21 protein-coding genes are annotated in these 26,723 nt (G+C 64.5%); 12 read left to right on the forward strand and 9 right to left on the reverse strand.

Annotation, left to right across the window (positions count from 1 at the left end):
- Nucleotides 1-17 precede the first annotated feature (17 nt).
- Entirely contained in the window at nucleotides 18-1,493 is a 1,476-nt protein-coding gene (locus tag C1M53_RS05320; RefSeq protein ID WP_129411290.1) for an aldehyde dehydrogenase family protein, read from the reverse strand.
- Nucleotides 1,494-1,750: 257 nt separating this feature from the next.
- Here C1M53_RS05320 and zwf point away from each other — a divergent pair, with 257 nt between their 5' ends.
- The 3 genes from zwf to edd all read left to right on the forward strand — a co-directional run bounded on the left by zwf (nucleotide 1,751) and on the right by edd (nucleotide 5,799).
- Nucleotides 1,751-3,223, forward strand: a complete 1,473-nt coding sequence (gene zwf, locus C1M53_RS05325) for a glucose-6-phosphate dehydrogenase (RefSeq protein WP_129416031.1) — start codon at nucleotides 1,751-1,753, stop codon at nucleotides 3,221-3,223.
- 1 nt (nucleotide 3,224) lies between these two features.
- On the forward strand, nucleotides 3,225-3,920 hold the full coding sequence (gene pgl, locus C1M53_RS05330) for a 6-phosphogluconolactonase (RefSeq protein WP_129411291.1): 696 nt from the start codon (nucleotides 3,225-3,227) through the stop codon (nucleotides 3,918-3,920).
- A gap of 61 nt (nucleotides 3,921-3,981) precedes the next feature.
- The gene (gene edd, locus C1M53_RS05335; protein WP_129411292.1) at nucleotides 3,982-5,799 is read left to right on the forward strand and encodes a phosphogluconate dehydratase; all 1,818 of its coding nucleotides are present in this window, start codon (nucleotides 3,982-3,984) and stop codon (nucleotides 5,797-5,799) included.
- 103 nt (nucleotides 5,800-5,902) lie between these two features.
- On the opposite strand, the gene C1M53_RS05340 is transcribed toward edd, so the two are convergent.
- The 3 genes from C1M53_RS05340 to C1M53_RS05350 form a co-directional block, all read right to left on the reverse strand.
- The gene (locus tag C1M53_RS05340; RefSeq protein ID WP_129411293.1) at nucleotides 5,903-7,552 is read right to left on the reverse strand and encodes a VWA domain-containing protein; all 1,650 of its coding nucleotides are present in this window, start codon (nucleotides 7,550-7,552) and stop codon (nucleotides 5,903-5,905) included.
- A gap of 590 nt (nucleotides 7,553-8,142) precedes the next feature.
- A complete protein-coding gene (locus C1M53_RS05345; RefSeq protein WP_129411294.1) occupies nucleotides 8,143-9,795 on the reverse strand; it encodes a VWA domain-containing protein in 1,653 nt (550 codons plus the stop codon).
- A 110-nt stretch (nucleotides 9,796-9,905) separates the two neighbouring features.
- A complete protein-coding gene (locus C1M53_RS05350; protein ID WP_245488460.1) occupies nucleotides 9,906-10,358 on the reverse strand; it encodes a MarR family winged helix-turn-helix transcriptional regulator in 453 nt (150 codons plus the stop codon).
- Between the two features lie 78 nt (nucleotides 10,359-10,436).
- Here C1M53_RS05350 and C1M53_RS05355 point away from each other — a divergent pair, with 78 nt between their 5' ends.
- Nucleotides 10,437-11,240 carry a glucose 1-dehydrogenase gene (locus tag C1M53_RS05355; RefSeq protein ID WP_245488461.1) on the forward strand — a complete coding sequence of 268 codons (804 nt, stop codon included), beginning with the start codon at nucleotides 10,437-10,439 and terminating at the stop codon, nucleotides 11,238-11,240.
- A 19-nt stretch (nucleotides 11,241-11,259) separates the two neighbouring features.
- On the opposite strand, the gene C1M53_RS05360 is transcribed toward C1M53_RS05355, so the two are convergent.
- From C1M53_RS05360 to C1M53_RS05370, 3 genes are all read right to left on the reverse strand, one after another.
- A complete protein-coding gene (locus C1M53_RS05360) occupies nucleotides 11,260-12,222 on the reverse strand; it encodes a GlxA family transcriptional regulator (protein ID WP_129411295.1) in 963 nt (320 codons plus the stop codon).
- 60 nt (nucleotides 12,223-12,282) lie between these two features.
- Nucleotides 12,283-13,173, reverse strand: a complete 891-nt coding sequence (locus C1M53_RS05365; RefSeq protein ID WP_129411296.1) for a bifunctional methylenetetrahydrofolate dehydrogenase/methenyltetrahydrofolate cyclohydrolase — start codon at nucleotides 13,171-13,173, stop codon at nucleotides 12,283-12,285.
- A 193-nt stretch (nucleotides 13,174-13,366) separates the two neighbouring features.
- A complete protein-coding gene (locus C1M53_RS05370) occupies nucleotides 13,367-14,122 on the reverse strand; it encodes a WecB/TagA/CpsF family glycosyltransferase (protein WP_129416034.1) in 756 nt (251 codons plus the stop codon).
- Between the two features lie 294 nt (nucleotides 14,123-14,416).
- Here C1M53_RS05370 and proC point away from each other — a divergent pair, with 294 nt between their 5' ends.
- Entirely contained in the window at nucleotides 14,417-15,232 is an 816-nt protein-coding gene (proC, locus tag C1M53_RS05375) for a pyrroline-5-carboxylate reductase (RefSeq protein ID WP_129411297.1), read from the forward strand.
- Nucleotides 15,233-15,250: 18 nt separating this feature from the next.
- Here proC and C1M53_RS05380 read toward each other — a convergent pair whose 3' ends face one another.
- Entirely contained in the window at nucleotides 15,251-16,267 is a 1,017-nt protein-coding gene (locus C1M53_RS05380) for an AraC family transcriptional regulator (RefSeq protein WP_129411298.1), read from the reverse strand.
- 138 nt (nucleotides 16,268-16,405) lie between these two features.
- Between C1M53_RS05380 and C1M53_RS05385 the strand changes: the two genes are divergently transcribed.
- A complete protein-coding gene (locus C1M53_RS05385; RefSeq protein ID WP_129411299.1) occupies nucleotides 16,406-17,473 on the forward strand; it encodes an alpha/beta fold hydrolase in 1,068 nt (355 codons plus the stop codon).
- A gap of 123 nt (nucleotides 17,474-17,596) precedes the next feature.
- Entirely contained in the window at nucleotides 17,597-17,923 is a 327-nt protein-coding gene (locus tag C1M53_RS05390) for a hypothetical protein (protein ID WP_129411300.1), read from the forward strand.
- A 108-nt stretch (nucleotides 17,924-18,031) separates the two neighbouring features.
- On the opposite strand, the gene C1M53_RS05395 is transcribed toward C1M53_RS05390, so the two are convergent.
- Nucleotides 18,032-19,342: an NAD(P)H-dependent oxidoreductase gene (locus C1M53_RS05395; RefSeq protein WP_129411301.1), complete on the reverse strand. Its 1,311-nt coding sequence runs from the start codon at nucleotides 19,340-19,342 to the stop codon at nucleotides 18,032-18,034.
- Nucleotides 19,343-19,526: 184 nt separating this feature from the next.
- On the opposite strand from C1M53_RS05395, the gene C1M53_RS05400 reads away from it, so the two are divergent.
- The 5 genes from C1M53_RS05400 to C1M53_RS05415 all read left to right on the forward strand — a co-directional run bounded on the left by C1M53_RS05400 (nucleotide 19,527) and on the right by C1M53_RS05415 (nucleotide 26,673).
- Nucleotides 19,527-20,246, forward strand: a complete 720-nt coding sequence (locus tag C1M53_RS05400; protein WP_129411302.1) for a type 1 glutamine amidotransferase — start codon at nucleotides 19,527-19,529, stop codon at nucleotides 20,244-20,246.
- A gap of 164 nt (nucleotides 20,247-20,410) precedes the next feature.
- Nucleotides 20,411-20,572 (forward strand): hypothetical protein, encoded by a 162-nt coding sequence (locus tag C1M53_RS31605; RefSeq protein ID WP_165358049.1) that lies wholly within the window; start codon nucleotides 20,411-20,413, stop codon nucleotides 20,570-20,572.
- A 6-nt stretch (nucleotides 20,573-20,578) separates the two neighbouring features.
- Nucleotides 20,579-20,800 (forward strand): hypothetical protein, encoded by a 222-nt coding sequence (locus tag C1M53_RS05405; protein WP_129411303.1) that lies wholly within the window; start codon nucleotides 20,579-20,581, stop codon nucleotides 20,798-20,800.
- Nucleotides 20,801-20,983: 183 nt separating this feature from the next.
- The gene (dapA, locus tag C1M53_RS05410) at nucleotides 20,984-21,910 is read left to right on the forward strand and encodes a 4-hydroxy-tetrahydrodipicolinate synthase (protein ID WP_129411304.1); all 927 of its coding nucleotides are present in this window, start codon (nucleotides 20,984-20,986) and stop codon (nucleotides 21,908-21,910) included.
- Between the two features lie 236 nt (nucleotides 21,911-22,146).
- Entirely contained in the window at nucleotides 22,147-26,673 is a 4,527-nt protein-coding gene (locus tag C1M53_RS05415) for an autotransporter domain-containing protein (RefSeq protein ID WP_129411305.1), read from the forward strand.
- Nucleotides 26,674-26,723 lie beyond the last annotated feature (50 nt).

Raw genomic sequence — 26,723 nt, forward strand, 5'->3', positions numbered from 1 at the left:
TTTTTACGCATTCCGCTCTACCCGTGATTGAACACGACGGTCTTTGTCGCCGACATGTCGTACAGCGCCTCGAAGCCTTTCTCGCGGCCATGGCCGGAACGCTTGAAACCGCCGAAGGGCAGTTCGATGCCGCCGCCGGCACCGTAACCATTGACGAACACCTGGCCGGAACGCACCCGCTTGGCCAGCCGGTGCTGGCGCGCGCCGTCCCTGGTCCAGATGCCTGCGACGAGGCCGAATTCGGTGCCATTGGCGAGCCTGACCGCCTCGTCCTCGCTGTCGAAGGCAAACAGGGTCAGCACCGGACCGAACACCTCTTCCTGCGCAATGGTGGCGGCAGGATCGACGGAACCGAACAGCGCCGGCGCGAAATAATAGCCGCTGGCCGGCGCCGCCTTGTCGACCGAACCGCGCGCCAGCACCGGGATGCCGGCCTTTTCGGCATCGGCCACCATGCCGGCGACACGTGCCTGCTGGCGTGGATTGATCAGCGCACCGAGATCGAGATCGGCATCGTGTGGACCGGCGACCAGTTTCGAGAAGCGTTCGGCAAGCGCCTTGGCAACCTCGTCATAGACCGGCCGCTCCACGAGCACGCGGCTGCCGGCAGAGCAGGTCTGGCCACCGTTCTGGATGATGGCGTTGACCAGCACCGGCACGGCCTTTTCGAGGTCGGTGTCGGCGAACACCAGTTGCGGCGACTTGCCGCCGAGCTCCATGGTGACGCCGCGATTGTGCACCGCTGCCGCCTGCTGGATCGCCGTGCCGGTGACCGGCGAGCCGGTAAAGGTGACATAGTCGACATCGGGGTGACCCGACAGGAGCGCACCCGCCTCGCGGCCGTAACCGGTGATGACGTTGAAGACGCCTTCCGGGATTCCTGCTTCCAGCGCCAGTTCCGCCATGCGAATGGTGGTGAGCGAGGCATCCTCGGCCGGCTTCACCACCAGTGTGTTGCCCATGGCGAGTGCTGCACCGGCGACGCGCGCCAGGATCTGCAGCGGATAGTTCCACGGAATGATGCCAGCGACGACACCATGCGGCTCGCGCAGCGTCAGCGCGGTATAACCGTCGAGGAAGGGAATGGTGGCACCGTGGATCTTGTCGGCGGCGCCGCCGTAGAATTCGTAATAACGCATGGTGGCGGCAACATCGGCCTTGCCCTGCCGCACGGGCTTGCCGGTATCACGCGATTCCAGCGCCGCGAGTTCGGCGCCGTGCTTTTCGACCAGCTGGAACAGCCGGGTCAGGCAGCGGCCGCGTTCCACCGCCGGCATTTTTGCCCACGGGCCATCCTCGAAGGCGCTGCGCGCACTGGCCACCGCCAGATCGACATCGGCCTGCCCGGATGCCGGAATCGAGGCGAACACCTGGCCATCCGAGGGAGCGGCGACATCGATGCGCAGGCCGGAAACGGCATCGACCGCCTTGCCGCCAATGATCTGGCGAAAGCTGCGGCCTTCCGCAACCGAGCTCGAAAGATGTCCGTCCATTGCAAAGTCTCCCGTGGCCTTCCGGCAAATGCGCCCTATCTCGGCGGGGCGTGATAGTGACGGCACTATTGCGCAATGAACAGTACCCGTGCTGGACCAGTCGCCTACACGATGCTGTGACACCATAACCCTAGTCAAATTAAATCGATTAGATTATATGGACATCCGTCGCATGGCGGCAGTGTTGTTAGCGCATCATGACCAACGACCGGACCCAGCCGGGTGACGGGCAAAGGCAGCGCGAGATCGGACGAAACATGACCAGCCAGATCATCCCCGTCGACCCGTTCGACTTCATCATTTTCGGTGGCACCGGCGATCTGTCGGAACGCAAGCTCCTGCCGGCACTCTATTATCGCCAGCGCGACCATCAGTTCTCCGAGCCGACCAGGATCATCGGCACGTCGCGAACCAAGATGAGCGACGACGAATTCCGCGCCTTCGCAAAGAAGGCGATCGAGAGCCATGTCGCAGCGGCCGATATCGATGCCAAGGAACTGGACGTCTTCCTTGCCCGCCTTTCCTACGTACCGGCTGACGCCACCAGCGGCACCGGCTTCGATGAGCTGAAGAAGGCGATCGGCGATTCAAAGGCCATCCGCGCCTTCTACATGGCGGTTTCGCCGTCGCTGTTCGGTTCGATCTCGGATCAGCTCAAGCAGCACAAGCTGATCACGCCGACCTCGCGCATCGTCGTGGAGAAGCCGATCGGACGAGACCTCGCTTCGGCCAGGGCGCTGAACGACCTGGTCGGCGACGATTTCGACGAAAGCCAGATTTTCCGCATCGACCACTATCTCGGCAAGGAGACCGTGCAGAACCTGATGGCGCTGCGCTTCGCCAACGCGCTCTACGAGCCGTTGTGGAATTCGGCCCATATCGACCATGTCCAGATCACTGTGGCCGAGACCGTCGGCCTCGAAGACCGCGTCACCTATTACGACAAGGCTGGCGCGCTGCGCGACATGGTCCAGAACCACATGCTGCAGCTGCTCTGCCTCGTCGCCATGGAAGTGCCTTCCTCGATGGATGCGGACGCCGTGCGCGACGAGAAGCTGAAGGTGTTGCGTGCGCTGAAGCGCATCAACGGCACCGAAGCGCCGAAACAGACCGTGCGTGGCCAGTACCGTGCCGGCGCTTCCGCCGGCGGTCCGGTGAAGGGTTATGTCGAGGAACTCGGCGCCGAAAGCAACACCGAGACCTTCGTCGCCATCAAGGCCGAGATCGCCAACTGGCGCTGGGCCGGGGTGCCGTTCTACCTGCGCACCGGCAAGCGGCTGGCGTCGCGCGTTTCTGAGATCGTCATCGAGTTCAAGCCGATCCCGCATTCGATTTTCAACGGCGACAGCGCCGGGCCGATCTTCGCCAACCAGCTCGTCATCCGCCTGCAGCCGAACGAGGGCGTCAAGCAGTACATCATGATCAAGGATCCGGGCCCGGGCGGCATGCGCCTGCGCCAGATCTCGCTCGACATGAGCTTCGCGCAGCAGTTCCAGGGCCGCGCGCCGGACGCCTATGAACGCCTGATCATGGACGTGATCCGCGGCAACCAGACGCTGTTCATGCGCCGCGACGAAGTCGAGGCGGCCTGGAAATGGATCGACCCGATCCAGAACGCCTGGGAAAATGCCCGCCAGGACGCGCAGGGCTATACTGCCGGAACCTGGGGTCCGTCCGCATCGATCGCGCTGATCGAGCGTGACGGCCGCACCTGGCACGAGAGCAACTGAGATGGCCGGGAATTATCGCCGCAACGACTTCGCCGACCGGGAGAGCCTGGCCGCCGCGCTTGCCGAGACGGTCGCCGGAAGGCTGTCGACCGAAATCCGGGCCACGCAGGCGGCGAGCCTCGCCGTCTCCGGCGGCTCGACCCCTGCCCGCTTCTTCGAGGTGCTGTCGAACACCGGCATCGCCTGGGACAGCGTCAACCTGACGCTGATCGACGAACGCTACGTGCCCGACACCTCGCCGCGCTCCAATGCCGGCCTGGTCAAGGCCAGGCTGCTGCAGAACAAGGCGGCCGCCGCCCATTTCCTGCCGCTCTACCGCGGCGGCGAACTCGACGCGGACCTGAAGGACGCCGAGCATTTCCTGACGACCTTCTTCAATCCGCCCGACGTGGCGATCCTCGGCATGGGCAATGACGGCCACACGGCTTCATTCTTCCCGGACGCGAAGGAGCTGGAGCATCTGCTCGACCCCACCTCGCGTGACGAGATCGCCGCCGTCCATGCCGACAGCGCCGGCGAGTTGCGACTGACACTAACGCTTTCGCTGATCCGCCGGGCGCGCTTCCTCGCCCTGCATATCGAAGGCGCCGAAAAGCTTGAGACGCTTGAAAAGGCGCTCGCGCCGGGATCGCAACTGCCGATCCGTCGCGTCATCGATGCAGCGACGAGCCCGGTCGAAATCTTCTGGGCCCCCTGATTGTGAATGGCGAAGGCCGGACGGCCTGGCGTGCCGTCGTCTTCGCGAAAGGACGATAGCCATGACAGCCAGATCCGACATCGAAGCCATCACCAGCCGTATCCGCGAGCGCTCCCGCGCCAGCCGCGAGACCTATCTCGGCCGCATCGACGCAGCATCAAGCCGCGTCGCCAATCGCGGCGTGCTGTCCTGCGGCAACCTCGCCCACGGCTTCGCCGTCTGCAGCCCTTCGGAGAAGGTCGCGCTCGGTGCCGACCGCGTGCCGAACCTCGGCATCATCACCTCCTACAACGACATGCTGTCGGCGCATCAGCCGTTCGAGAGCTATCCGCAGCTCATCAAGCAGGCAGCAACGGAGGCCGGCGGCATTGCCCAGGTCGCAGGCGGGGTGCCGGCCATGTGCGACGGCGTCACCCAGGGCCAGCCCGGCATGGAACTGTCGCTGTTCTCGCGCGACGTGATCGCCATGGCTGCCGCGATCGGGCTTTCGCACAACATGTTCGACGCCGCCGTCTATCTCGGCGTCTGCGACAAGATCGTGCCGGGGCTGGTGATCGCAGCTCTCACCTTCGGCCATCTGCCGGCCGTCTTCATTCCGGCGGGCCCGATGACCTCCGGCATCCCGAATGACGAAAAGGCGCGCGTGCGCCAGCTCTATGCGGAAGGCAAATGCGGGCGCGCCGAACTGCTGGAGGCCGAGTCCAAATCCTATCACGGCCCCGGCACCTGCACCTTCTACGGCACCGCCAACTCCAACCAGATGCTGATGGAGATCATGGGCCTGCACACGCCGGGCGCTTCCTTCGTCAATCCCGGCACGCCGCTGCGCGACGCGCTGACCCGCGAGGCCACCAAGCGGGCCCTGAGCCTGACCGCCATGGGCAACGCCTATACGCCGGTCGGCCGCATGATCGACGAGCGCTCCTTCGTCAACGGCATCGTCGGCCTGCATGCCACCGGCGGCTCGACCAACCACACCATCCACCTGATCGCGATGGCGGCCGCAGCCGGCATCAAGCTGACCTGGCAGGATATTTCCGATCTTTCCGAGGCGGTGCCGCTGCTCGCCCGCGTCTATCCGAACGGGCTTTCCGACGTGAACCATTTCCACGCCGCCGGCGGGCTCGGCTTCATGATCCGCGAGCTGCTCGATGCCGGCCTGCTGCATGAGGACGTGCAGACGGTGTGGGGCGAAGGCCTGCGCCCTTACACGGTCGAAGCCAGGCTTGGCGCCGACGGTTCCGTCATGCGCGAGGCCGCCCCCGCGGTGAGCGGCGACGAGAAGGTGCTGGTGCCAGTGAAGCAGGCCTTCCAGGCGACCGGCGGCCTCAAGGTGCTCGCCGGCAATCTCGGCCACGCCATCATCAAGACCTCCGCCGTCAAGCCGGAGCGGCGCATCATCGAAGCACCCGCCAAGGTGTTCCACAGCCAGCAGGGCCTGAACGATGCCTTCAAGGCCGGCGAGCTGACCGGCGATTTCGTCGCCGTCATCCGCTTCCAGGGGCCCAAGGCCAATGGCATGCCGGAACTGCACAAGCTGACCACGGTGCTCGGCATCCTGCAGGACCGTGGCCAGCGCGTGGCGCTGGTCACCGACGGGCGCATGTCTGGCGCTTCCGGCAAGGTGCCGGCAGCAATCCACGTCACGCCGGAAGCGCTGGAAGACGGCCCGATCGCCCGCGTGCATGACGGTGACATCGTCAGGCTCGACGGCGAAGCAGGCACGCTGGAAGTGCTGGTGCCGGCCGGCGAGTTCGCCGTACGGTCCTCGGCCTCGGCCGACCTTTCCGAGCACGAATTCGGGCTGGGCCGCGAACTGTTCGCCGGCTTCCGCCAGATGGCCGGCCGCGCCGACCACGGCGCCAGCGCGTTCGGCTGATGCCCCCACCTCCTCCCCTGGCGGGAGAAGGTGGATGGGCGCGTCAGGACCTTATCTCCCCTTCGCGGAGAGATGGAGAGGGTCTGCTCTTGCAAACAGAACCTTATGGCACCGTCACTTCGGTCCGTTCTCCGGCCTTGATCGTGACCGGGATCTCGGACTTGGCATCGTCGTCGCCGCGGGTCGCCACCACGACATAGTCGCCCGCCGGCAGGGTGGCCTGATGCGACTCGTCGTAAGAAAAGCCAAACGCCTGGCGCTTGCCCTCGAGATCCTTCCTGGCTCCGAAGACTTCGATCTCCTTGGCGCCGTCCGCCGTCGCGGCGAGCACGCCGGCGTTGAGCACGACATCGACGTCGGTCCTTTCACCGACCTTCACCGCGAAGGGCGTCTCCGCGACCGCCTCATCCATCTTGGCCTGCAGGACGTAATTGCCGGCCGGCAGGTCGAACTGCTGGTCCGGCCCATAGGAGGTTGAGACATCCTGGCGCTCTCCGGCCAGGTTCTTCTCGGCCTTCAGCACGCGCACGACCAGACCACCGGAATCCACCTTGTCGCCTGCGACATAGAAGGCGTTGGCCGCCACCTTGCCGACGCCAGCAACGATGTCCTTCTCAATCGTCTCGCCAGCCTTCAGCGTGAGGTTCTCCGTCACGACGCCCTCACCGACCTTGACCGTGATTTCCTGCGCCCCTGCCGGAACGAAGGTCTTCATCTGACCATAGTCTGTGGCCGTGCCGCCCGGATATTTGACCTGGATGGCAGCGCCGTCCGCGATCTCCGACCCTTCGCTGGCATGGGCTCTCAGGATCAACATGCCGGCATCCAGGACAAAATACGGTTCGGCGACCTTGCCTGCCTCGACCGTGACAAACTGTTCGCGCTCGACCTCGCCAGCCTTGACGGCGAGAACGTATTTGCCCGGCTGAACGCTGCCTTTCCAGTCACCGTATTCGGTCAGGATGTTCTCGCCGCGGCTGTTGTCGTCCTTGGTCCTGTAGAGAGCCCAGCTCTGGCCGACGTCGTCGGTGATCTCGGCGCCACCCTCGGCAAGCGCAAAGGTCGGCCGCAGGTTGAATTCGGCCTTTGCTGGCTTGGGCTCAGGCGCTGGTGCCGACTGCGGCGCGGGCTTTTCGACGACGGTCTGCTTCAGCGCCGATTCCAGGCCCTTCGCGTCGGTGGCCTGGATGTATCTGCCGCCGGTGTTTTCGGCGAGACAGGCCACCTGCCTGCCTTCGTCCGTCGTCAGACCGAAGCCGACGACATGGGCGGTGAAGTTGACGCCCGATGCCTTCAGTTCCTTGCCGAGCGCGCAAGGGTCGGCATTGCAGGTCTCGAGCCCGTCGGTGATCAGGACGACGGTCGCCTTGTCCTCAGTGTATTTCAGCGCTTCCGCGGCCTTGCGCACGGCGGCCGTCAGCGGTGTCTTGCCAAGGAATTTCATGGAACCGGCGGCCGTCGTGATGGCGCCCGCGGTACCGGCGGCCGGCGGAACGATCAGTTCGATGTCCTCGCAGCTGCCTTTTTCGCGATGGCCATAGGCCATGAAGCCCACCTCCCTGTCGGCAGGCAGCGACTGCAGCACGGTGCGCAGCGACTGGCGCGCGATCTCGAGCTTCGGCTTGCCGTCAATCTTGCCCCACATCGAGCCGGAAGCATCGAGGATGATGATGGTGCGATCGGCGCCGAGCGCCGGCACCGCCAAGAGCAGGACCGCGGCGAAAACCGTGATCCATCGGGCAAAAGTCGACATGGTATCTTTCCTTGCGAGCCTAGTGGTTGCGAAGTGTGCCCCGGTGCCCACCGCAGTATCTGGAACGCGCCGAAATCAGAATGCTGTGCCGTACCGCCGCCGGAATTCGCCCATGACCGACAAGGGCCGCCGGATAGCGACCCGATCAGACAGTGCAAATTCCAGAAACGAGATACCGGCCCGATCCAGAGAAGCCGCGAACATAGCGGCTCGGCAGGTGGATGAAAATCGGCGGCGGCCCCGCCGGCCGTTTACTCAGCGGAAGAAAATCGTCGTTTTGCCCGATTTGATGATTGTTCTTTCGCTAAGAATAGCGCCTTTCCAGGCAAACTGGCTGGAAAAATAACCGTCAACCATTCTTATTTATCATTTTGTTATCAAACATATTTTTTAGGAATCGAGGCTCCATCGCCTTGACGATCACGCTTTTATAAATGACGTTTTTATAATTTTAGTGCATTTCGATCGCGACCAGCTGAACGCGGCCAGGGGCCTGTGCGAAACAGGCGCCAGTCGACGACGCGCCGCACCGAAATCCCGTCGTGACCATGCGACGCGACCGGTTTCTCAATGCGGGAACGCGTCCGTTTCTACGGCACCGTCACCTCGGCCCGCTCGCCGGCTTTCACCGTCACCGGGGCTTCCGTCTTGACGTTGTCATCGCCACGGATCGCCACCACGACGTAGTCGCCGGCCGGCAGCGTCGACTGATGCGTCTCACCATAGGAATTGCCGAAGGGCTGGCGCTTGCCTTCGATGTCCTTCTTGGCGCCATAGACCTCGATCTCCTTGGCCCCCTTCGCATCGACGGACAGCACGCCCGCATTGAGCACGACATTGACGTCGGTCTTCTCGCCGACCTTCACGGTGAAGGGAGTCTCGGCGGTCGCTTCGTCCATCTTGGCGACGACGACATAGTTGCCGGGCGGCAGGTCGAACTTCTGGTCCGGCCCATAGGACGTCGACACATCGTCGCGCTGGCCGTCGAGGTTCTTCTCGGCCTTGAAGACGCGCACGACGAGGCCGCCGGAATCCACTTTCTTGCCCTCGGCATAGAAGGCGTTGGTCACAGCCTTGCCGACACCGACGGCGATATCCTTTTCGATCGTCTCGCCGGCCTTCAGCGTGACCTTTTCGGTCGCGGTGCCTTCGCCGACCTCGACGGTGATCTCCTGTTCGCCGGCCGGGAAGACGGCCTTCATCTGGCCGTAATAGGTGGTGGTGCCGTCACCCGGATATTTGACCTGGATGGCGGCGCCGTCGGCGATCTCCGAACCCTCGCTGGCGTGCGCGCGCACGATCAACGTTCCGGCATCCGCCACGTAATGCGGCGCGGCGATTTTGCCGGCCTCGATGGTCACGGCCTGCTCGCGCTCGACATGGCCGACCTTGGCGACGAGCACATATCTGCCGGGCTCGGCATTGCCTTTCCAGGCGCCATATTCGGTCGAGACATAGTCGCCGCGGCTGCCATCCGGATTGGCTTTGTAAAGCACCCAGGACTGCCCGATGTCGGTGGTGATGTCGGGATTGCCTTCGGCCAGGGTCAGCGTCGGCACCAGGTTGAATTCAACCTTTGCCGGTTCCGGCGCGGGAGCCGGCTTGGGTTCGGGCGCAGGCTTCTCGGCGACGGTCTGCTTGAGTGCGTCCTCGAGACCAGCCGCGTCAGTGGCCTGGATATATTTGCCGCCGGTGTTTTCGGCGAGGCAGGCCACCTGCCGGCCTTCGTCCGCCGTCAGGCCGAAACCGACGACATGGGCGGTGAAGTCGACGCCGGATGCCTTCAATTCCTTGCCGAGCGCGCAAGGATCGGCATTGCAGGTCTCGAGCCCGTCGGTGATCAGGACGACGGTCGCCTTGTCCTCGGTGTATTTCAGCGCTTCCGCGGCCTTGCGCACGGCGGCCGTCAGCGGTGTCTTGCCGAGGAATTTCATGGAATCGGCGGCCGCCGTAATGGCACCTGCGGTGCCGGCGGCCGGCGGAACGATCAGTTCGATGTCCTCGCAGCTGCCTTTCTCGCGATGGCCATAGGCCATGAAGCCCACCTCCCTGTCGGCGGCCAGCGACTGCAGCACGGTGCGCAGTGACTGGCGCGCGATCTCGAGCTTCGGCTTGCCGTCGATCTGCCCCCACATCGAGCCGGACGCATCCAGGATGATAATGGTTCGGTCGGCGGCCAGCGCGGGCGCGGTGAGCAGCAGCGCCGTCACGACAGCTGCGATCCATCTGGCAAAAATCGGCATGGTATCCCCCTCGCGAGCCTGGCTCGATCCGACGAAGCGGCGAAGATAGCGGTTCGGCAGGAGGAAGGGAATCTGCAATAGCCGATGAAATCGGCGGCCCGGCAAAAAGCCTAACGTTCTTCGGCGCGGACTCGATGCAACGCTTCGGCATAGGCCGAGAGCCCGGCCACGACGACGCGACGCTGGTCATCGGACAGATGCAGGAAGGCTGCCGCGACCTGGCCATGGCCGAAACGGTTGATCGCTGCAAACGTGGCCTTCCCACGCGCCGTCAGCCGCAGAAGCTTCGAGCGGGCATCATCCGGGTTGACGCGCTCTTCGACTTCGCCGGCATCGATCAGTTTGCGCAGCATCCGGCTGACGCTCGATTTCTCGAGATTGAGGATTTCCCCAAGCGCGCCCGCGGTCAAACCGTCATTGGAGCCGATCTCGATGATCGCATGGACTGCCGAGGCAGGCAGGTCGGTGCCCGCCACGGTCGGCTTCATGAAACCAAGTTCGCGCACGATCCTGCGCGACGAATCGCGGACTTTCTGGATCTCGACCGTCTCGCTTTCGCTCACCACAAAGCTTCCTTGCGTCTTATTAGTTGTATGATACAACTTTATTCTCTGGATCCAAAACAGCAATGCGGGATCATCATGTCAGCCAAAGCCTCGAATGTCAGCGCCGGGAGGGAAGCAGGCCGGATGGATGGCCTGGTCTGCCTGGTCACCGGAGGCGGCAGCGGCATCGGCCGGGCGACGGCACTGCGGATGGCGGAGGCTGGAGCAGCCGCGGTCATCATTGCCGGCCGTCGTGACGAGGAAGGAGAGGCTGTCGCACAGGCCTGCCGTGCAGCTGGCGCCGAGGGCCTGTTCCTGCGCACGGACGTGACGCGGGAAGAAGATGTCAGCCATCTCATGCAGACCATTGTCGCGCGGTTCGGCAGGCTGGACGCAGCCTTCAACAATGCCGGTTATCAGGAACGGCCCGCCCCGCTGGAACATCAGGACAGCGATGTCTTCGACGCTGTTTTCGACACCAATGTGCGCTCGGTCTTCCTGTCCCTCAAACATCAGCTTGCCGTCATGCTGGCACAGCAAAGCGGCGGCAGGATCGTCATCAACGCCTCGGTGAGCGGCGTCCGCAATCCCAACCCCGGCTTTGCGCTCTACTCGGCGTCCAAGGCAGCGGCGATTTCGCTGATGCGCTCCGCGGCCATGGCCTATGCTCCCCACGGCGTACGCATCAATGCCGTGGCACCGGGTCGTGTCATGACCGACATGATGATGAGGGCGGCGGCCGGTGTGGGAAGCATGGAAGCCGTGGCGGCGGGCCTGCCACTGCGCCGCATGGGCCGGCCCGAGGACGTCGCCGAAGCGGTCGTCTGGCTCGCCTGCGACCAGTCCGCCTACATTGTCGGGCATGTCCTGGCCGCCGACGGCGGTTTCCTGGCGAGTTGAGGGGCAATCGCCGCCCGGCTCAATAGGTCGTGCGTCGCTCTTCGCTCGGCGGGCGGCCGAACTGCAGCCGGTAGCTTTGCGCGAAATAAGAGTGCGAGGTGAAGCCGGTGGCGATCGCCACGTCGAGGATCGGCATGTTGGTCTGGCGCAGCAGTTCGCGGGCGCGCTCGAGCCTGAGCCGCATGTAGTAGCGCCCCGGCGTCACGGTCAGGTGCCTGAGGAACAGCCGCTCCACCTGCCGCACCGAAAGCCCTGCCGACTTGGCGAGCTGAACCGCCGACAAGGGCTCGTCGAGATGATCGGCCATCAGCTCGACGATCTTGCGCAGCTTCTCCGACTTGCCGGTCAGGTCACGCTCCGGCCCGACACGCTGGCGGTCTCCGGCCGAGCGGATGCGTTCGTGCTGGAACTGGTTGGCGACGGCATTGGCGAGATTGGCGCCAAAATCGGTGCGCACGATTTCCAGCATCAGGTCGATCGAGGTGGTGCCGCCGGCGCTGGTGTAGCGCTTGCGGTCGATCTCGAAGACGTTGCCGGTGCATTCGATGTCCGGGAAGCGCTCCATGAAGCCGGCGCGATTCTCCCAGTGGATGGTGCAGCGATGGCCCTCGAGCTGGCCGGCTTCGGCCAGGACGTAGGAGCCGACCGACAGCGCGCCCAGCACACCGCCACGCCGTCCCCAGGCGCGCAGGGCGCCGAGCACCTTCGACTTGCCGGGGAATTCCAGGTTGAGCGCGGCGCAGACGAACAGGATATCGACCGGCGGCACGTCGGCCACGGCATAGTCGACCTTCAGCGGCAGGTCGTTGGAGGCGGTAACCGCATCGCCATCCGGAGAAACGGTGGTCCAGCTGTAGAAATCATGGCCGAGCAGGCGGTTGGCCGAGCGCACCACGTCGATCGCCGCCGCCACGGAAAACATCGGAAACTTGTCGACCAGCAGGAAGGCGAAGCGCCTGCCGCCTTGAACGGCGTCCGTCACGATGGGCCGTTCTATGGGAACAGGAGGCGTCGGCAAAGCTGGGCTCTCAAATGGCGGCTATCAGAAGGAAGGGCGGTCGAGTCCGGCGGCAAGATAGGCGGAAATAACCGTGTTGGCCATCAGCATGGCGATGGTCATCGGACCGACGCCACCGGGCACCGGCGTGATGGCACCGGCAACGGCCGCGGCCTCGGCATAGGCGACATCGCCGACCAGCCGCGTCTTGCCCTCGCCTTTTTCCGGCGCCGGAATGCGGTTGATGCCGACGTCGATGACGGTGGCACCCGGTTTGACCCAGTCACCCTTGACCATTTCCGGCCGGCCGACCGCCGCGACCAGGATGTCGGCCGTGCGGGCCAGCGCGGGCAGATCCTTCGTGCGGCTGTGCGCGATGGTCACGGTGCAGTTGGCGGCGAGCAGCAGGTTGGCCATCGGCTTGCCGACAATGTTGGAACGGCCGACGACCACGGCGTTGAGACCCGACAGGTCCTTGCCGCGCACGCGTTCGATCAACAGCATCGAGCCGGCGGGCGTGCAGGGCACGAAGGCCGTTTCGAGCTCGCCGGCGCCGAGCTTGCCGACATTGATGAAGTGGAAGCCGTCGACATCCTTTTCCGGCGCGATCGCCTGGATGACCTTGCCGGCATCGATATGGTCCGGCAGCGGCAATTGCACCAGGATGCCATGGATGGCCGGGTCTGCGTTGAGATCGGCGATGATGCCGAGCAGGCCGGCTTCGCTTGTCTCGGCCGGCAGCGTGTGCTGCACGGAATGGAAGCCGCATTCCTTCGCGGTACGGGACTTCGAGGCGACATAGACCTGGCTGGCCGGGTCTTCGCCGACGATGACGACGGCAAGGCCGGGCCTGGTGCCGGCAAGGGCCGCGGTCAGCGCCTTGACCTTGCCGACCACATCCTCGGCCACTTTCTTTCCATCGATCACGTCAGCCATGCTTCACCCGGTCAGCCAAATCACGTTCATGCCAGAACAGAGGCGCGACCTTCTCACGAAATTCCATCAATGCAATCCCGCCAAAACGCCGTCGCATGCCGTAAACTCGAAACTCCACTTCGTTGTTTCGCGGCATTCTGTAAGTTTCACCTTACCATTTAACTGGCTGCAGGGCGTCTTCGACGCAACGCACTCACCGCTTGATCCGGACCGGAGATGCGGTCCGCTTCTGGCGCATGACACGGCACAGGAACAGTGGGTTGCCGATGAGATAGCGGCGCCACATCCGGCCGGGTTCGACCGCCAGCCGGAACGCCCATTCGAGCCGGAGCCTGCGCAGCCAGAGCGGTGCCCGCGGCACCGCGCCGCTCAGGAAATCGAACAGCGCACCGACAGCCAGAGGCAGCGTGCAATGGCGGTGGTCGAGATTGCGGGCGATCCACAATTCCTGGCGCGGCACGCCCATGGCGACCAGTAGGATGTCGGGCCGATGCTCGGCCAGTTGCTGGACGATCCGCGCCTCTTCGGTCGGGGAGAAGAAGCCATCGTTGAAGACGACGATCCTGTGCTGCGGCACCAGCTGCCGCAGCCTGGCACCGGCGCCCTCGGCATTGGCTCGTGTGGCGCCGAGCAAACCAACCGTCAGCGGCTCCTTGATGGCCATGAGCAGGTCCGGCACGAAATCGGTGCCGTTGAGATTGGCCGGGAACTTCCGGCCGTAGAGCAGCATGGCGGCGATATCGACGCCGATACCGTCCGGCAGGACCAGGAAATCGTCCAGCGCCCCCGCGAAACTGTCATCGACCGAGGCAATGTTGGCGTTGTGCGCGTTGAGAAAGGTGACCTTGGTGAACCGCCTGTCGCGTACGAAGCCGGCAAGCTGCGACAGTGCCTCTTCCCAGCCCAGGCTGGCGACGGAAACTCCCAGAACCGACCGTGTGCATCCCATGCCGAAGTCCCAGACAGCAGGCACTTGCTCGGCCCGCCTTTCGATCGCAGCCGCACCGCCACCGGCGCAGACATAAGGAGGTTTTCCCATCTCCGGCACGGGCATCGCTGACGCAGCGATGGTGCGGACCGGAGATGCCCGCACTATCGCCCGGCGGGCAGCATTAGCAAAGGGCGATGAAATGATGATTAAGCGACGTGGGAGCGTTTTACCTTCCTGTGCAAGGGGAAGGTAAGCGTCTCTCTTCCACCCCCGCGCATGACCGTCTAAGGAAGAGCTTTCGGGAGGCCTTCCATGACCATCAAGCTTGTTCTCGCCGGCTGCGGCAATATGGGTTACGCCATGCTGGCCGGCTGGGTGAAATCCGGCAAGCTCAAGGCAGCGGAAGTGCTGGTGGTGGAACCTGCCGATGCGCTGCGCGCCCGCGCGGAGGCCCTGGGCTGCCCGGCAGTGGCGGACGCTGCGGACATTGCGGCAGATGTAAAACCGGCGCTTGTCGTGCTGGCGGTCAAACCGCAGGTGATCCGGGAAGTGACGGCCGCCTACGCAAAATTCGGCAATGGCGGGACGACCTTCCTCAGCGTCGCCGCCGGCACGCCGGTCGCCACCTTTGCCGGCATTCTGGGCGACCGCACGCCGATCGTGCGCTGCATGCCGAACACACCGGCGGCCATCGGCAAGGGTATGATGGTGGTGTTCTCCAACAGCCTGGTTTCCGAGACCGCCAGGAGCGTCGTGGCCGACCTGCTCTCTTCCAGCGGCGCCGTCGCGACGATCGACGACGAAGCCCTGATGGATGCGGTGACCGCCGTTTCGGGTTCCGGCCCCGCCTACATCTTCCATTTCATCGAATGCCTGACTGCCGCCGGCGAACAGGCCGGCCTGCCTGCGGACACGGCAAAGCTGCTTGCCATGCAGACGGTCTATGGCGCCGCCACCCTGGCCGCCGATAGCGGCGAGGAACCCGGCCTGCTACGCCAGCAGGTGACCAGCCCGAACGGCACCACCGCGGCAGCGCTCGGCGTTCTGATGGGCGGCGACCGGCTGAAAAGCCTCGTCACCGAAGCCGTCGAGGCGGCGCGCGCACGCTCGGTGGAACTGGGCAAATAGCTTCGCCTTTTCGGACGATCAGGCCGCGCGGTTCCTGTCGCGCCAGGTTGCGGGACTGAGCGACGTCACCCGGCGGAACTCCCGGTTGAAGTTCGACTTTGTCTGGAAACCGGACTCGAACATCGCGGCGGTCACCGAGCCGTTGTCCTGCCGTAGCAGCCGGCAGGCTTCGGCGATCCTGAAATCGTTGATGTATTGCGAGACGTTCTTGCCGGCCAGCCGGTTCACCGCACCCGATATCTGCCTGGCCGGCAGGCTCGCACGGCGCGCCAGCCGCGACAGGGTCAGGTTCTCGTCGAGGAACAACCTGTGTTCGTTGAGCAGACGGTCGACGCGGTCGAGCACCTCGCGGTCCTGGGCAGTCGTGATTGACGATCGCTGCGCCTCCGCGACGGGCTCGGGAAGGGCTCGCGCCCGCGCCGCAACGATCGCCGCAAGACCAAGCGCCAGCAGCCAGAGCAGATTGGCATTGGTCACGATCAACGGGACACTCGCGCCCTGTTTCCATTCGAAATCCAGCCGGACGACAAGGTCGAACACGGCGGAAAGGCAGAGCGAAACGGCAGCAATGATCAGGGCCTTGTGCGCGGCCACCGCGCCATCGAAGCGGGCGCCATCCAGCGCGTCGGGTCCGGCCCTGCCCAGCCGCAGCAAAGCGATAGCATAACCGACGAAGAGCAGGATCAGTGCAAAATCGATGAGGTTGGGGGCGAGGAACAGCAGCGCCACGATGACGAATGGCGGCAGCGCCTGAAGCCAGATGTCATGCTCCCGGGCGCCGTCTCGGTCGATCAGGCTGTGGAAGCTTGCCAGCACCAGCGGCGGCAGGCAGCCGCCCATTACCGGCAGGATGAAGCGCATTGCCTCGACGCCATAGCCCCAGCGCAGCCCAAGCACGATCGACTGCAGGCAGCACAGGCCGATCAGCGCCAGGAAGGGCCGGTTGACACTGACCCGATCTGAATTGCGCAGCAGGACGACAAGCAGGATCAGCAACAGCAGTGCGACGACGAAGGGCAAGGGAACGAAGATCACGACACGTATCGGCGTTGGAATTTCAGAAGCGATGATGGCTCGGATCGCAATCGAGAACGACCTGAATCACGATCGAGGAAGCATCAAGCCGCGGTGCCTGCAATGGGTCTTGCGTATTTTTTCATAACGGAGCTTCCGATGCCGACCTTCCAGACCGTTGCCACCGCCGCGCTTTTCGCCGCCTTCGTCACCCCTTGCCTCGCCGCCGAGGTCGGCGTGCGCCAGATTGTCATAGAGGCGAGCGAACACGGTCGCGATCTTGTCGCCACCGTCTGGTATCCGGCAGATGCCGGTGGACAGCCGACAGTGGTTGGCGACAGCAGGGTGTTCAAGGGTGAGCCAGCCTTCCTCGATGCTCCCGCCGCCAGGGGCCGCTATCCACTCGTTGTCCTGTCGCACGGCTCGGGCAGCCGCGTTCAGGCGATGGGGTGGCTGGCGACGGCGCTGGCCAAGGCCGGGTTTGTCGTCGCAGGCCCGAACCATCCCGGCACCACCAGCGGCTATTCGCTACCGGCCGAAACGCCGAAGGTGTGGCAGCGCACGCAGGATCTCTCGCGCGTGATCGACAAACTGTCGACCGATCCGCAATGGCAGGGCGTTGTCGACCCCGACAAGGTCGGTGTCGCCGGCTTCTCGCTCGGCGGCGCCACCGCCATGGAGATCGCCGGTGCCCGCGCCAAGCTGGAAACCTATGCCAGGTACTGCGACAGTTATACGAAATGGGACTGCGCCTGGTTTGCCAGCGGCGTCGGCTATCTCAACGATGCGCGGGTGACGGTTGACAAGGTCGACCTGCGTTCGATCGACAAAGACCTTTTCGAACAGTCCAATCTCGATCGCCGCATCAAGACGGCGGTGCTGATAGACCCTGGCCTGGCGCCGGCCTATGACGAGCAGAGCCTGAAGGAGATCGCCATTCCGATGGCGTTCATCAATCTCGGCAACCCGGACGTCATCCCGACCGCGGTGCTTGCCGACAGGCTGGCATCGCTGACGCCGCAGGGAACCTATGCGGCGATAAAGGACGCCAACCACTTCAGCTTCCTGCCCGAATGCAAGGAGGGTAGCGCCGCACTGCTGAAATCCGTCGGGGAGTTCGACCCGATCTGCGACGACGCCGGCAACCGCTCGCGCGCGGACATCCATGCCGAAGCGACCCGGCTGGTGCTGGAGGCCCTGCAGCGGACGTTGAAAGGCCGATCCTAGGCTTTCCGGGAGATTGCCGGAACATCTTGATCGATGTTCGGCTTTCCGCGATCGTCGGCGATCATGCGTGGCGGCTCCGTTTTCGCAGCAAAGCGGAGCCAGCCCGTGCAGGCGGAGACCAGGATGGCAGAAGCACTGAAGGCCGGCGATCCGGTCAGCATCGAGGTCGCGGGAACGCAACGACCGGGGAAGGTGCTGGCGACAGCCGACTGGCAGTGGATTCTCGTGCAGGCCGATGATGGGCGTCTGTGGCTCGACGTGATGATGAATGTCTCCGCCGCCTATTGGTCACAACTCGTCCTGCTGGATCGCGATACGGACGCAGACGACCTGCCTGCCATCGCGGAGATCGCACGTGCCGTCGCATGGCATCCACGCCGCGTCGATGCCGCGGATGTTCCGGGCGCCGAGCGGCTGGCCGGGCCGGGCGAGCGGCTGACCCGGCTGTAGGCGGCGACACGAGAGCGTTTAGGCTTCTGCCGGAAGCGCTCTCGCTCCTTGTTTCCTGGCAATTCCGGCTGTAAAACCGCCGGGCATCTTTGCAGGAATTGTTCCAGCTCAGCCGTAGAGCATCTCGTCCTGTTTTTTGCGCAAGGCATAAAGCCGCGTCGAGCTGTCCGGAGCAGCGTTGTCGGCAGTGAGCAGTTCGCCCTTTTTCACCGGCTTCAATACCTTGCCGCCCTCGAGCAGACCGACCGGCACGGCGCGCACGGCGCGCGCTTCCCCGACCGTCATCGTCCAGGAGCGGTAGCAGGTCTCGCCGATGGCATCGAAGGTCTCGCCGGCGGCGAGGTCGCGCTTGGCCACCGCGCAGACTTCGGCGACGGGACGCGGCAGCGGCACCATGTCCGGCTTGCCATAAAGCATGATGCGGGCCGCCGTCAGCGGCACTTCCAGCGAGGTCAGGTGATAGGGCCGGAACAGGCCGTAATAGGGGCCCTTGCCGACATGCAGGTCATCCAGGCGCTCGATGACGCGCGGATGCGTGGCTTCGACGATGACGAAAACGCCGGGCGCCACGCCCTTGCCGATGGTGTAGTCGACCACGCCCTTCTTCGACAGCACGCCGCCGTCGGCGCGCGGAATCAGCACCTTGGCCAGTTCGTCACGATTGGCGGCGGGGCCATGCATGCCCGGTCTGTCCGGCACCAGGCCGGTGGCATTGGCGATGGCGCACATCTCGACCATCGTCTTGGAACCGTCGACGAACTCGACCAGCATGCGCGGGTTCATGTTGCGGCGTTCGGCCTCGGCACGATAGTCGTCCGGCACGGCATCATGATTGAGCGGATTGTTCTTGCCCTTGCCGGCGGCGACGACCGTGCAGCCGAGCGCGGACACGAACTCGATCAGCTCCATGCAGGAGGACGGCTCGTCGCCGGCGCCGAGCGAATAGACGACGCCGAGCCGGTCGGCCTCCTTCTTCAGCAGGCAGCCGATGGTGACATCGGCCTCGACATTCATCATCACCAGATGTTTGCCGTGCTCCATGGCCGACAGGCAGAAATCGGCGGCGACACCGGGCTTGCCGGTGGCATCGATCACGACGTCGACCAGCGGGTTGGTGACCAGCATGTCGTTAGAGGTGATGGCGATCCTGCCTGCCTCGATCGCCGCGGTGACCTGCGCCTGGTTCCCGGCCTCGCGTGCCATCGCCTCGTCGCCATAGGCGATGCGGATCGCCTCGCGCGCCGTGTGCGGGCGCCTCGTCGAAATGGCGCAGACCTCGATGCCCGGCATCAGCATGCCCTGCGTGACAAGGTCGGTGCCCATCTCGCCGGAGCCGATGACGCCGATGCGCACCGGCCTGCCCTCATCGGCACGCCGGGCAAGATCGCGGGCAAGTCCGGTCAGGGCGACATTGGTCATGAACAAGGTCCTGTGGCTTGGTCGGCGGCTCTTGCAGGAAACCGGGCGGCCTTGTCAACAAACCGCCAGCGCCTCGGGCCTGCAGTGCCGGGTGTGGCGGCAGAACATCCGATCTGGATCATTGGGAAACAGCTCCCGTTTGTCTATGCAGGGATCGCAGCCGGTCGGACACATGGGGTGTTGCATGCGCATTCTCGTCTTCCAGCATGTCGATGTCGAACATCCGGGCATCTTCCGCGACTTCTGGGCCGAACAGGGGCATGAATGGGTGCCCGTCGAACTCGACGCCGGCGAGCCGATCCCGGACTTCGACGGCTTCGACCTGCTCGCGGTGTTCGGCGGACCGATGGATGTCTGGCAGGAAGAGGTGCATCCCTGGCTGGTGCCCGAGAAGGCGGCGATCCGGCGCTGGGTGAGCGAACTCGGGCGGCCCTATCTCGGCATCTGCCTCGGCCACCAGCTGCTGGGGGGCGCACTCGGCGGCACGGTCGGCCTGATGGGCAGGCCGGAAGTGGGCTTGGCATCGGTCGAACTGACCGCGACCGGCCGCAACGATCCGGTCTTTGCCGGGCTCGGACCGACGGTCGAATGCCTGCAATGGCACGGTGCCGAAATCGCGCGCCTGCCCGAAGGCGCCGAGATCCTGGCCAGCAATGCCGCCTGCGTGACGCAGGCGATCCGCTGGGGCCGGCACGCCTATGGTTTCCAGTATCATCTCGAAGCCATGGAAACGACGGTGGCCGACTGGGCGGCGATCCCGGAATACAAGCAGAGCCTGGAGCGGGTGATGGGCAGCGGCGCCGCCGCAACCCTTGAAGCGTCGATGGCGCCGCGGCTTGTCGATTTCCGCCAGGCAGCCAAAAGGCTGAACGACAATCTGATGGCAATCGTCGCCGCATCGTAGGGCGCCGACAGCCCGCAAGGGAGGGTTGCCGTTCCGGCATGGCACCTCGTACCCCTTATGAAATCCTTATTTTTTGTCGCCGCCTTCTCTCTCGAACCCTTATGCCGGGGCTCCTAACTTCCCGGCTGCACACGCTCCAAGGCGCGGTGCGAAAGGAACGAGACATGTACAGCTACCACATCCCCGACGACGACGACCGCATGCCCCATGCTGTCGCGCGCAGCCTGCAATCCCGGGCGGACGAGCCACTGATGTTCTTGCGGCTCTTCCTGGTGGTCGGCATCTTCTTCGCCGCCATCGGCGGCTTCCACCAGTTCATCGGGTGATCGGCGATGCGCAATTCCCTGATTTCGGAGCCTCTTTCCGCGACCCATCGTTTCCTGGTCGGGCGCGATGGCGAAGGGCGCTGGATCGCCCGCGATGAGCTTGGCCTGACCGGCGGTGTCTTCACCGACAAGGCATCGGCGATGCATTTCGCCGAGACCGAAAGCGATCATAAGGCCGGCTGCGTCAGCCTCGCGCCGGAGAGCGCGCGGCTTTCGCTCTTCAACTGACCCAGAGCGTTTCCGTTTTTACGGAAACGCGTAAACGCTCCAAGTTTTTGTTTTGACGCTATTCCGGACGCAAAACCGTTGCTGGAATTGCTCCAATCCGTTTCGGACCGGCCGGCGACGCGGCGCCATGCCCACGCCCAGGTGCGCCGCCGCTGGTCCGAATCCCTGCAAGAGAGAACCTCCATGCACATCGACAGAACCCGCTTCAAAGGCGCCATTTCGGCACTGCCGACCCCATTCCGCAAAGGCGCGGTCGACATGGCCGCCTTCGATTTCCTGATCCGCTGGCAACTCGACCAGGGCATTGATGGTGTCGTCGTCTGCGGCACCACCGGCGAGGCGCCGACGCTGACACATGACGAACGCCTCGCCGTGACGCGCCGCTGCGTCGAAACCGTCGCCAGCCAGGTTCCGGTGATCGCCGGCACCGGCTCGAACAGCACCGAAGAGACGATTGCCGCGACACTGGCCGCAGCCGCCTGCGGTGCCGACGCTGCCCTTGTCGTGACGCCTTATTACAACAAGCCCGGCCAGGAAGGTCTCTACCGCCATTTCGCGGCAATCGCGCAGGCGACGACCATCCCGCTCATCCTCTACAACGTGCCGTCGCGCACCGGTGTCGACCTGTTGCCGGATACGGTGCGCAGGTTGGCTGCCTTTCCGGCGATCATCGGCATCAAGGACGCCACCGGCGATCTCGACCGGCCGGAGCGCACCGTCAGGCTCGCCGGCCGGGACTTCCTGCAGTTCTCAGGACATGATGCCACCGCGCTGGCGTTCAACACGATCTGCGGCGCCGGCACGATCTCGGTCGTCGCCAATGTGGCGCCCGGTCTCTGCACCGAAATGTTTCGCGCCTGCCGCAATGGCGACCTGCTCTCGGCACGCACGATCCGCCACCGGCTGGAGCCGCTGGTTGCCGCACTGGAACGCGAAACCAATCCGGTCCCGGTGAAATATGCGCTGCATCGCCTGCTCGGGCTGAGCCCGGAAGTGCGCCTGCCCCTGACGGCGGCGCGGCCGGAAACCGAAACCGCCGTCGAACAGGCGATCACGGCGCTGTTTCCGTTTGATTTCGACCAGCCCAGGCGCGTCGCCGCACGACGATAAAATGGCGAGACAACGGGTTATTACCGGCATTTTGGATCAGTAAGGATAGGGTTTATAAACCCTTTTGCTGGTCCAAACGCCGACACCTTTTTAGGCGATTGCGTTCATTAGAAGTTACTTTTATTCCTCTTGCCGCAAGGTAAGTTGAGAGTGACGATTGATTCTCTCAACATTATTTACCTGGCTAACAAGGTGGTTCGGGGTGGCGGCCCCGCGGCAAGAGGGGGCCACGACCTGTGTTGACCAATCGATATTCCAAACGGACCTTTTTGAGTGCCGGCGTTTCGTTTGCCGCGCTTATCGCAGCAAGCCTGGGCGGCGTATCGCTGGCCTCCGCGGCAGATTTCACGGCCGGCACCGAGCAGCAATTGCGCGACGCGATCGCGGCGGCGAACGCTTCGCCCGATGCCGCCTCGACGATCACGCTGACCAACAGCTTCACAGTGTTGAGCGCGCCCGACCTGCCGACGTCCAACAAGTCGATAACGATTAAAACCGGCGCTTTCGAATTATCCGGTCTAGGCATGCCCGGCAGCCCAGGCAACATCAGCTTTTCCGGCGCCTTTCCGAGCGGGACACTTATCATAGAAGGCGCCTTCAAGGGCGGGGATCAGTCGGGCAGCATAGCAGCCGGAACAGGCCTTATGGTCAACGGTACGGGATCGGGTGGTGCCATCGTCAACAATGGAACCATCAAAGCCGGTGACGCGACGGCCGCCACTGGCATTGGAGGCATTGGCGTCAGCTTGAACGGCGGCGTGACCCTCGCCAACAAAGGCACGATCGCAGGCGGTACAGGAAGTGGCAGCGGCAACTCCAACAACATGGCCGGCGTTTACGTGGGCGGCGCCAACACCGTCGTCAACAGTGCCGGAGCGACGATCCAGGGCGGAAACAGCACTCAGGGCGGCTACACAGGCGCCGGTGTCTATTTGAGCTTTGTGAATTCCTCGACATTCACCAATTACGGCACAGTCCAGGGTGGCTCCGATCTCAGCGGAACGGTGGCCGGAAACGGCGCCGTTGTCGTTCGTGCCAGTGGCGGCACGATAATCAATTACGGCACCTTGATTGGAGGCAACCAAGCCGCTGCAATCCGTGGGGAGGGGGCGTCTTCGATTGGCGTTGTCATCAACAGCGGCACCATCCAGGCTGGTGCCGGTGCTGCCAATGCTATCCAGCTCGGTGGATTGGCGGGCTGGGTCACCCTCGAACTTCAGGCCGGCTCGACGATTGTCGGTAACGTTGTTGCCGGCAACGGAACCAGAGATATCCTCCGGCTCGGCGGTGCAGCCGACAGCAGCTTCGATACGTCGGCTATCGGCGCCGCCGCACAATACCGGAACTTCGACACGTTCGAGAAGGCAGGAACCAGCACCTGGACGCTGACCGGCTCGACCAGCGCCGTCACGCCATGGACGATCCGCCAGGGCACGCTGTCGATTTCCACCGACAGCCAGCTCGGCGATCCTTCCGCCACGCTGACCTTCATGGGCGGCACGCTGCGCATGACCGCCGCCGCAGCAAGCACGCGCGCGGTCAACCTCGCAGCCAGCGGCACGGTTGAGACCGACGGCACGACGTCCGGGCTCTCCGGTGTCATTTCGGGCGTCGGGGGCCTGACCAAAACCGGCACGGGCACGCTGGTCCTGGGCAACGCGAATACCTATCTGGGCGGCACCACCATCGCTGGCGGAACCGTATCCGTGCTGGCCGACAACAATCTCGGCGACGCAGCCGGAGATCTGATTTTCAACGGCGGCGTGCTGCAGGTGGGCGGCAATACGTTTTCCTCCACCGCGCGCACCATCAACTGGGGCGCCAATGGCGGCGGCTTCACCATTCTCGATGCCGGCAACAACTTCACGGTTTCGCAGGCGCTCAACGGACCAGGCGGCTTGAGCAAGTCCGGTGCCGGGACACTGACGCTGACCGGTTCGAACAGCTATGCCGGCACCACCACCATCAACCAGGGCACACTGCGGCTCGGCAATGGCGGCACGTCGGGCTCGATCGCCGGCAATGTCGTCAACAATGGCGGCACTCTGGCCTTCAACCGGTCCGACACACTCACCTTCGCCGGCGCCATCTCCGGCACCGGTGCCGTGCAGCAGATCGGCAGCGGCACCACCACGCTGACCGGCGCCAACAGCTACAAGGGCGCGACCGTGGTGAACAACGGCACCCTGCTCATCAACGGCGACCAGACGGCGGCAACCGGCCCGACCTTCGTCCTGCCCAATGCCACGCTCGGCGGCAGCGGCATCATCGGCGGCGATGTGACCATCATCGATCTCGCCACGCTGGCACCCGGCAATGCCGGCGCTGCACCGGGTACGCTGACCATCAACGGCAACCTGTTCCTCAGCGAGGCCAGCAAGCTTGCCTATGGCTTCGGCCAGGCCAATGTCGTTGGCGGTGCACTGAACGACCTCGTCAAGGTCGGCGGCAACCTGACGCTCGACGGCAAGCTGAACGTGACCCTGGCGCCCGGCGGCGCCTTCGACGCCGGCATCTATCGCATCGCCAGCTATGGCGGCACGCTGACCGACAATGGGCTGGACATCACCAGCCTGCCAGCCGGTACGCCGGCGGGAACGGTGCTCCTGCAGACCGCCGTCGACAAGCAGGTTAACCTGGTCAACACCACCGGGCTCAATTTCAGCTTCTGGGACCCGATCAATCCACAATCCAATCCCGGCAACAATGGCAGGGTCGTCGGCGGCGCCGGAATCTGGCGCAACGATGCAGGTAACAACAACTGGACGACGGCGGACGGTGCGGTGAACGCGCCCTGGGCCAACGGCAATTTCGCCGTCTTCCAGGGGGCGGCTGGGACCGTGACGGTGGACAATTCTGGCTCGGCCCCGGTGACGGTGGGCGGCATGCAGTTCGCCGACACCGGCTATGTCATTGCCGGTGATGCGCTGACGCTGGCCGGCTCGTCCGGTACCGTCGTCCGCGTCGGTGACGGCACCAGCGAAGGCGCCAGCTACACCGCCACCATCAGCGCGGCGCTGCAAGGCAATTCCCAGCTGATCAAGAGCGATCTCGGCACGCTGAAGCTGACCGGCGACAGTTCAGGCTTCACCGGCGGCACAGCGGTCAGGCAAGGTATTCTTTCCGTCGACGGCAAATTGGGTGGCACGGTCGACGTGCTGGCCGGCGGCCGCCTGCAGGGCAACGGCACCATCGGCGGCCTGAGCGTCGCCAATGGCGGCGTGGTCGCGCCGGGCAATTCGATCGGCACGCTGAACATCGCGGGCGATGTCACCTTCGCCGCGGGCTCGACCTATGAGGTCGAGATCGCGGGCAACGGCAGCGGCGATCGTATCGCCGCCACCGGCAAGGCAACGCTCGGCGGCGGCACGGTGGCGGTGACGGCGCTGGATGCGCAGACCAGCTACAAGGCCAGCCAGACCTACACCATCCTGACGGCAGCTGGCGGTGTGACCGGCGGCTTCGACCCTGCGGTGCTGGCCCGTTCGGCTTTCCTCGACGCCAGCCTCATCCAGAGCGCCAATGCTGTCGACCTGAAGATCGCGATCAAGGGCTCGAAACCGGAGGAACCCGGCAAGCCTGAAGAGCCCGGAAAACCCGAGGAGCCGGGCGGTGCAAAGCCGCTCTTCGCCACTGTCGCCGACACCTACAACCAGAAACAGACCGCCGGCGCGCTCGACACGCTGCAGCAGAGCGGGACGCCGCTGGCGCTCTACAACACACTGCTGGTGCTGTCGGCGGACAAAGCCCGCGCCGCCTTCGACAGCCTGTCGGGCGAGATCCATGCATCGACGGTGACGGGTTTGCTCGAGGACAGCCGTTTCGTGCGCGATGCCGTGAACGATCGCCTGCGCTCGGCCTTCGAGACCGTCGGCGGCCTGCCGCTGATGGGCTATGGCGACGATGCGAAAGAGATCACCACGGCTTCGGTTGCTTCCGAGCGCTACGGCGCCTGGGGCTCGGTGTTCGGTTCGTGGGGGCACTTCGGCGGCGACGGCAATGCCGCCAGGCTGTCGCGTTCGACCGGCGGTTTCGTCACCGGTGTCGATGGTCTGATCACCGACGACGTCCGCCTCGGCTTGCTCGCCGGCTACAGCCATTCGTCCTTCAAGGTCGATGATCGCAGGTCATCGGCTTCGAGCGACAACTACCATCTCGGCGTCTATGGCGGCACCGAGTGGGGAGCTCTCTCCTTCCGCTCCGGCCTTGCCTACACATGGAGCGAGATCGATACGAGCCGGCAGGTCGCCTTCCCCGGCTTCAGCGACAGCCTGACCGGTTCCTACCGCGCCGGCACCACGCAGGTCTTCGGCGAACTCGGCTACAGCCTCAAGGCCGGCAGCGTCGCCTTCGAGCCGTTCGCCAACCTCGCCTATGTCAACGTCCACACCAACGGCTTCACCGAGCAAGGCGGAGCATCGGCGCTGACCGTCCACGGCGGCTCCAACGACAGCACCTTCACGACGCTCGGGCTGCGCGCCGCGACCGACTTCGACCTCGGTTCAACCAAGGCCACGGTTCGCGGCATGATCGGCTGGCGCCATGCCTATGGCGATGTCACGCCGACGGTCAGCCAGGCCTTCACCGGCTCAAGCGCCTTCACCATCGCCGGTGCGCCGATCGCGAGAGACAGTGCCGTCATCGAGGCCGGGCTCGACTTCGCCATCACACCGCAGGCCACGCTCGGGCTGTCCTATCACGGACAGGTCGGATCGAAGGCCAGCGACCACGGTGTGCGGGCGGATCTCAATGTGAGGTTCTGACGCCATGGCATCATCGCCGCTCCGGTTCGCCGGAGCGGCGCTTGCCATTG

Source organism: Mesorhizobium sp. Pch-S (assembly GCF_004136315.1).
Lineage (GTDB): Bacteria > Pseudomonadota > Alphaproteobacteria > Rhizobiales > Rhizobiaceae > Mesorhizobium.

Bases quoted from the DNA above. Each gene is read 5' to 3' on its own strand.
- C1M53_RS05340 (WP_129411293.1), bottom strand. From the start codon at position 7,552: ATGTCGACTTTTGCCCGATGGATCACGGTTTTCGCCGCGGTCCTGCTC.
- C1M53_RS05385 (WP_129411299.1), top strand. From the start codon at position 16,406: ATGCCGACCTTCCAGACCGTTGCCACCGCCGCGCTTTTCGCCGCCTTC.
- C1M53_RS05400 (WP_129411302.1), top strand. From the start codon at position 19,527: ATGCGCATTCTCGTCTTCCAGCATGTCGATGTCGAACATCCGGGCATC.
- C1M53_RS05370 (WP_129416034.1), bottom strand. From the start codon at position 14,122: ATGGGATGCACACGGTCGGTTCTGGGAGTTTCCGTCGCCAGCCTGGGC.
- C1M53_RS05405 (WP_129411303.1), top strand. From the start codon at position 20,579: ATGCGCAATTCCCTGATTTCGGAGCCTCTTTCCGCGACCCATCGTTTC.
- C1M53_RS05320 (WP_129411290.1), bottom strand. From the start codon at position 1,493: ATGGACGGACATCTTTCGAGCTCGGTTGCGGAAGGCCGCAGCTTTCGC.
- edd (WP_129411292.1), top strand. From the start codon at position 3,982: ATGACAGCCAGATCCGACATCGAAGCCATCACCAGCCGTATCCGCGAG.
- pgl (WP_129411291.1), top strand. From the start codon at position 3,225: ATGGCCGGGAATTATCGCCGCAACGACTTCGCCGACCGGGAGAGCCTG.
- C1M53_RS31605 (WP_165358049.1), top strand. From the start codon at position 20,411: ATGTACAGCTACCACATCCCCGACGACGACGACCGCATGCCCCATGCT.
- zwf (WP_129416031.1), top strand. From the start codon at position 1,751: ATGACCAGCCAGATCATCCCCGTCGACCCGTTCGACTTCATCATTTTC.
- C1M53_RS05365 (WP_129411296.1), bottom strand. From the start codon at position 13,173: ATGGCTGACGTGATCGATGGAAAGAAAGTGGCCGAGGATGTGGTCGGC.
- C1M53_RS05395 (WP_129411301.1), bottom strand. From the start codon at position 19,342: ATGACCAATGTCGCCCTGACCGGACTTGCCCGCGATCTTGCCCGGCGT.
- dapA (WP_129411304.1), top strand. From the start codon at position 20,984: ATGCACATCGACAGAACCCGCTTCAAAGGCGCCATTTCGGCACTGCCG.
- C1M53_RS05355 (WP_245488461.1), top strand. From the start codon at position 10,437: ATGTCAGCCAAAGCCTCGAATGTCAGCGCCGGGAGGGAAGCAGGCCGG.
- C1M53_RS05345 (WP_129411294.1), bottom strand. From the start codon at position 9,795: ATGCCGATTTTTGCCAGATGGATCGCAGCTGTCGTGACGGCGCTGCTG.
- C1M53_RS05390 (WP_129411300.1), top strand. From the start codon at position 17,597: ATGGCAGAAGCACTGAAGGCCGGCGATCCGGTCAGCATCGAGGTCGCG.
- proC (WP_129411297.1), top strand. From the start codon at position 14,417: ATGACCATCAAGCTTGTTCTCGCCGGCTGCGGCAATATGGGTTACGCC.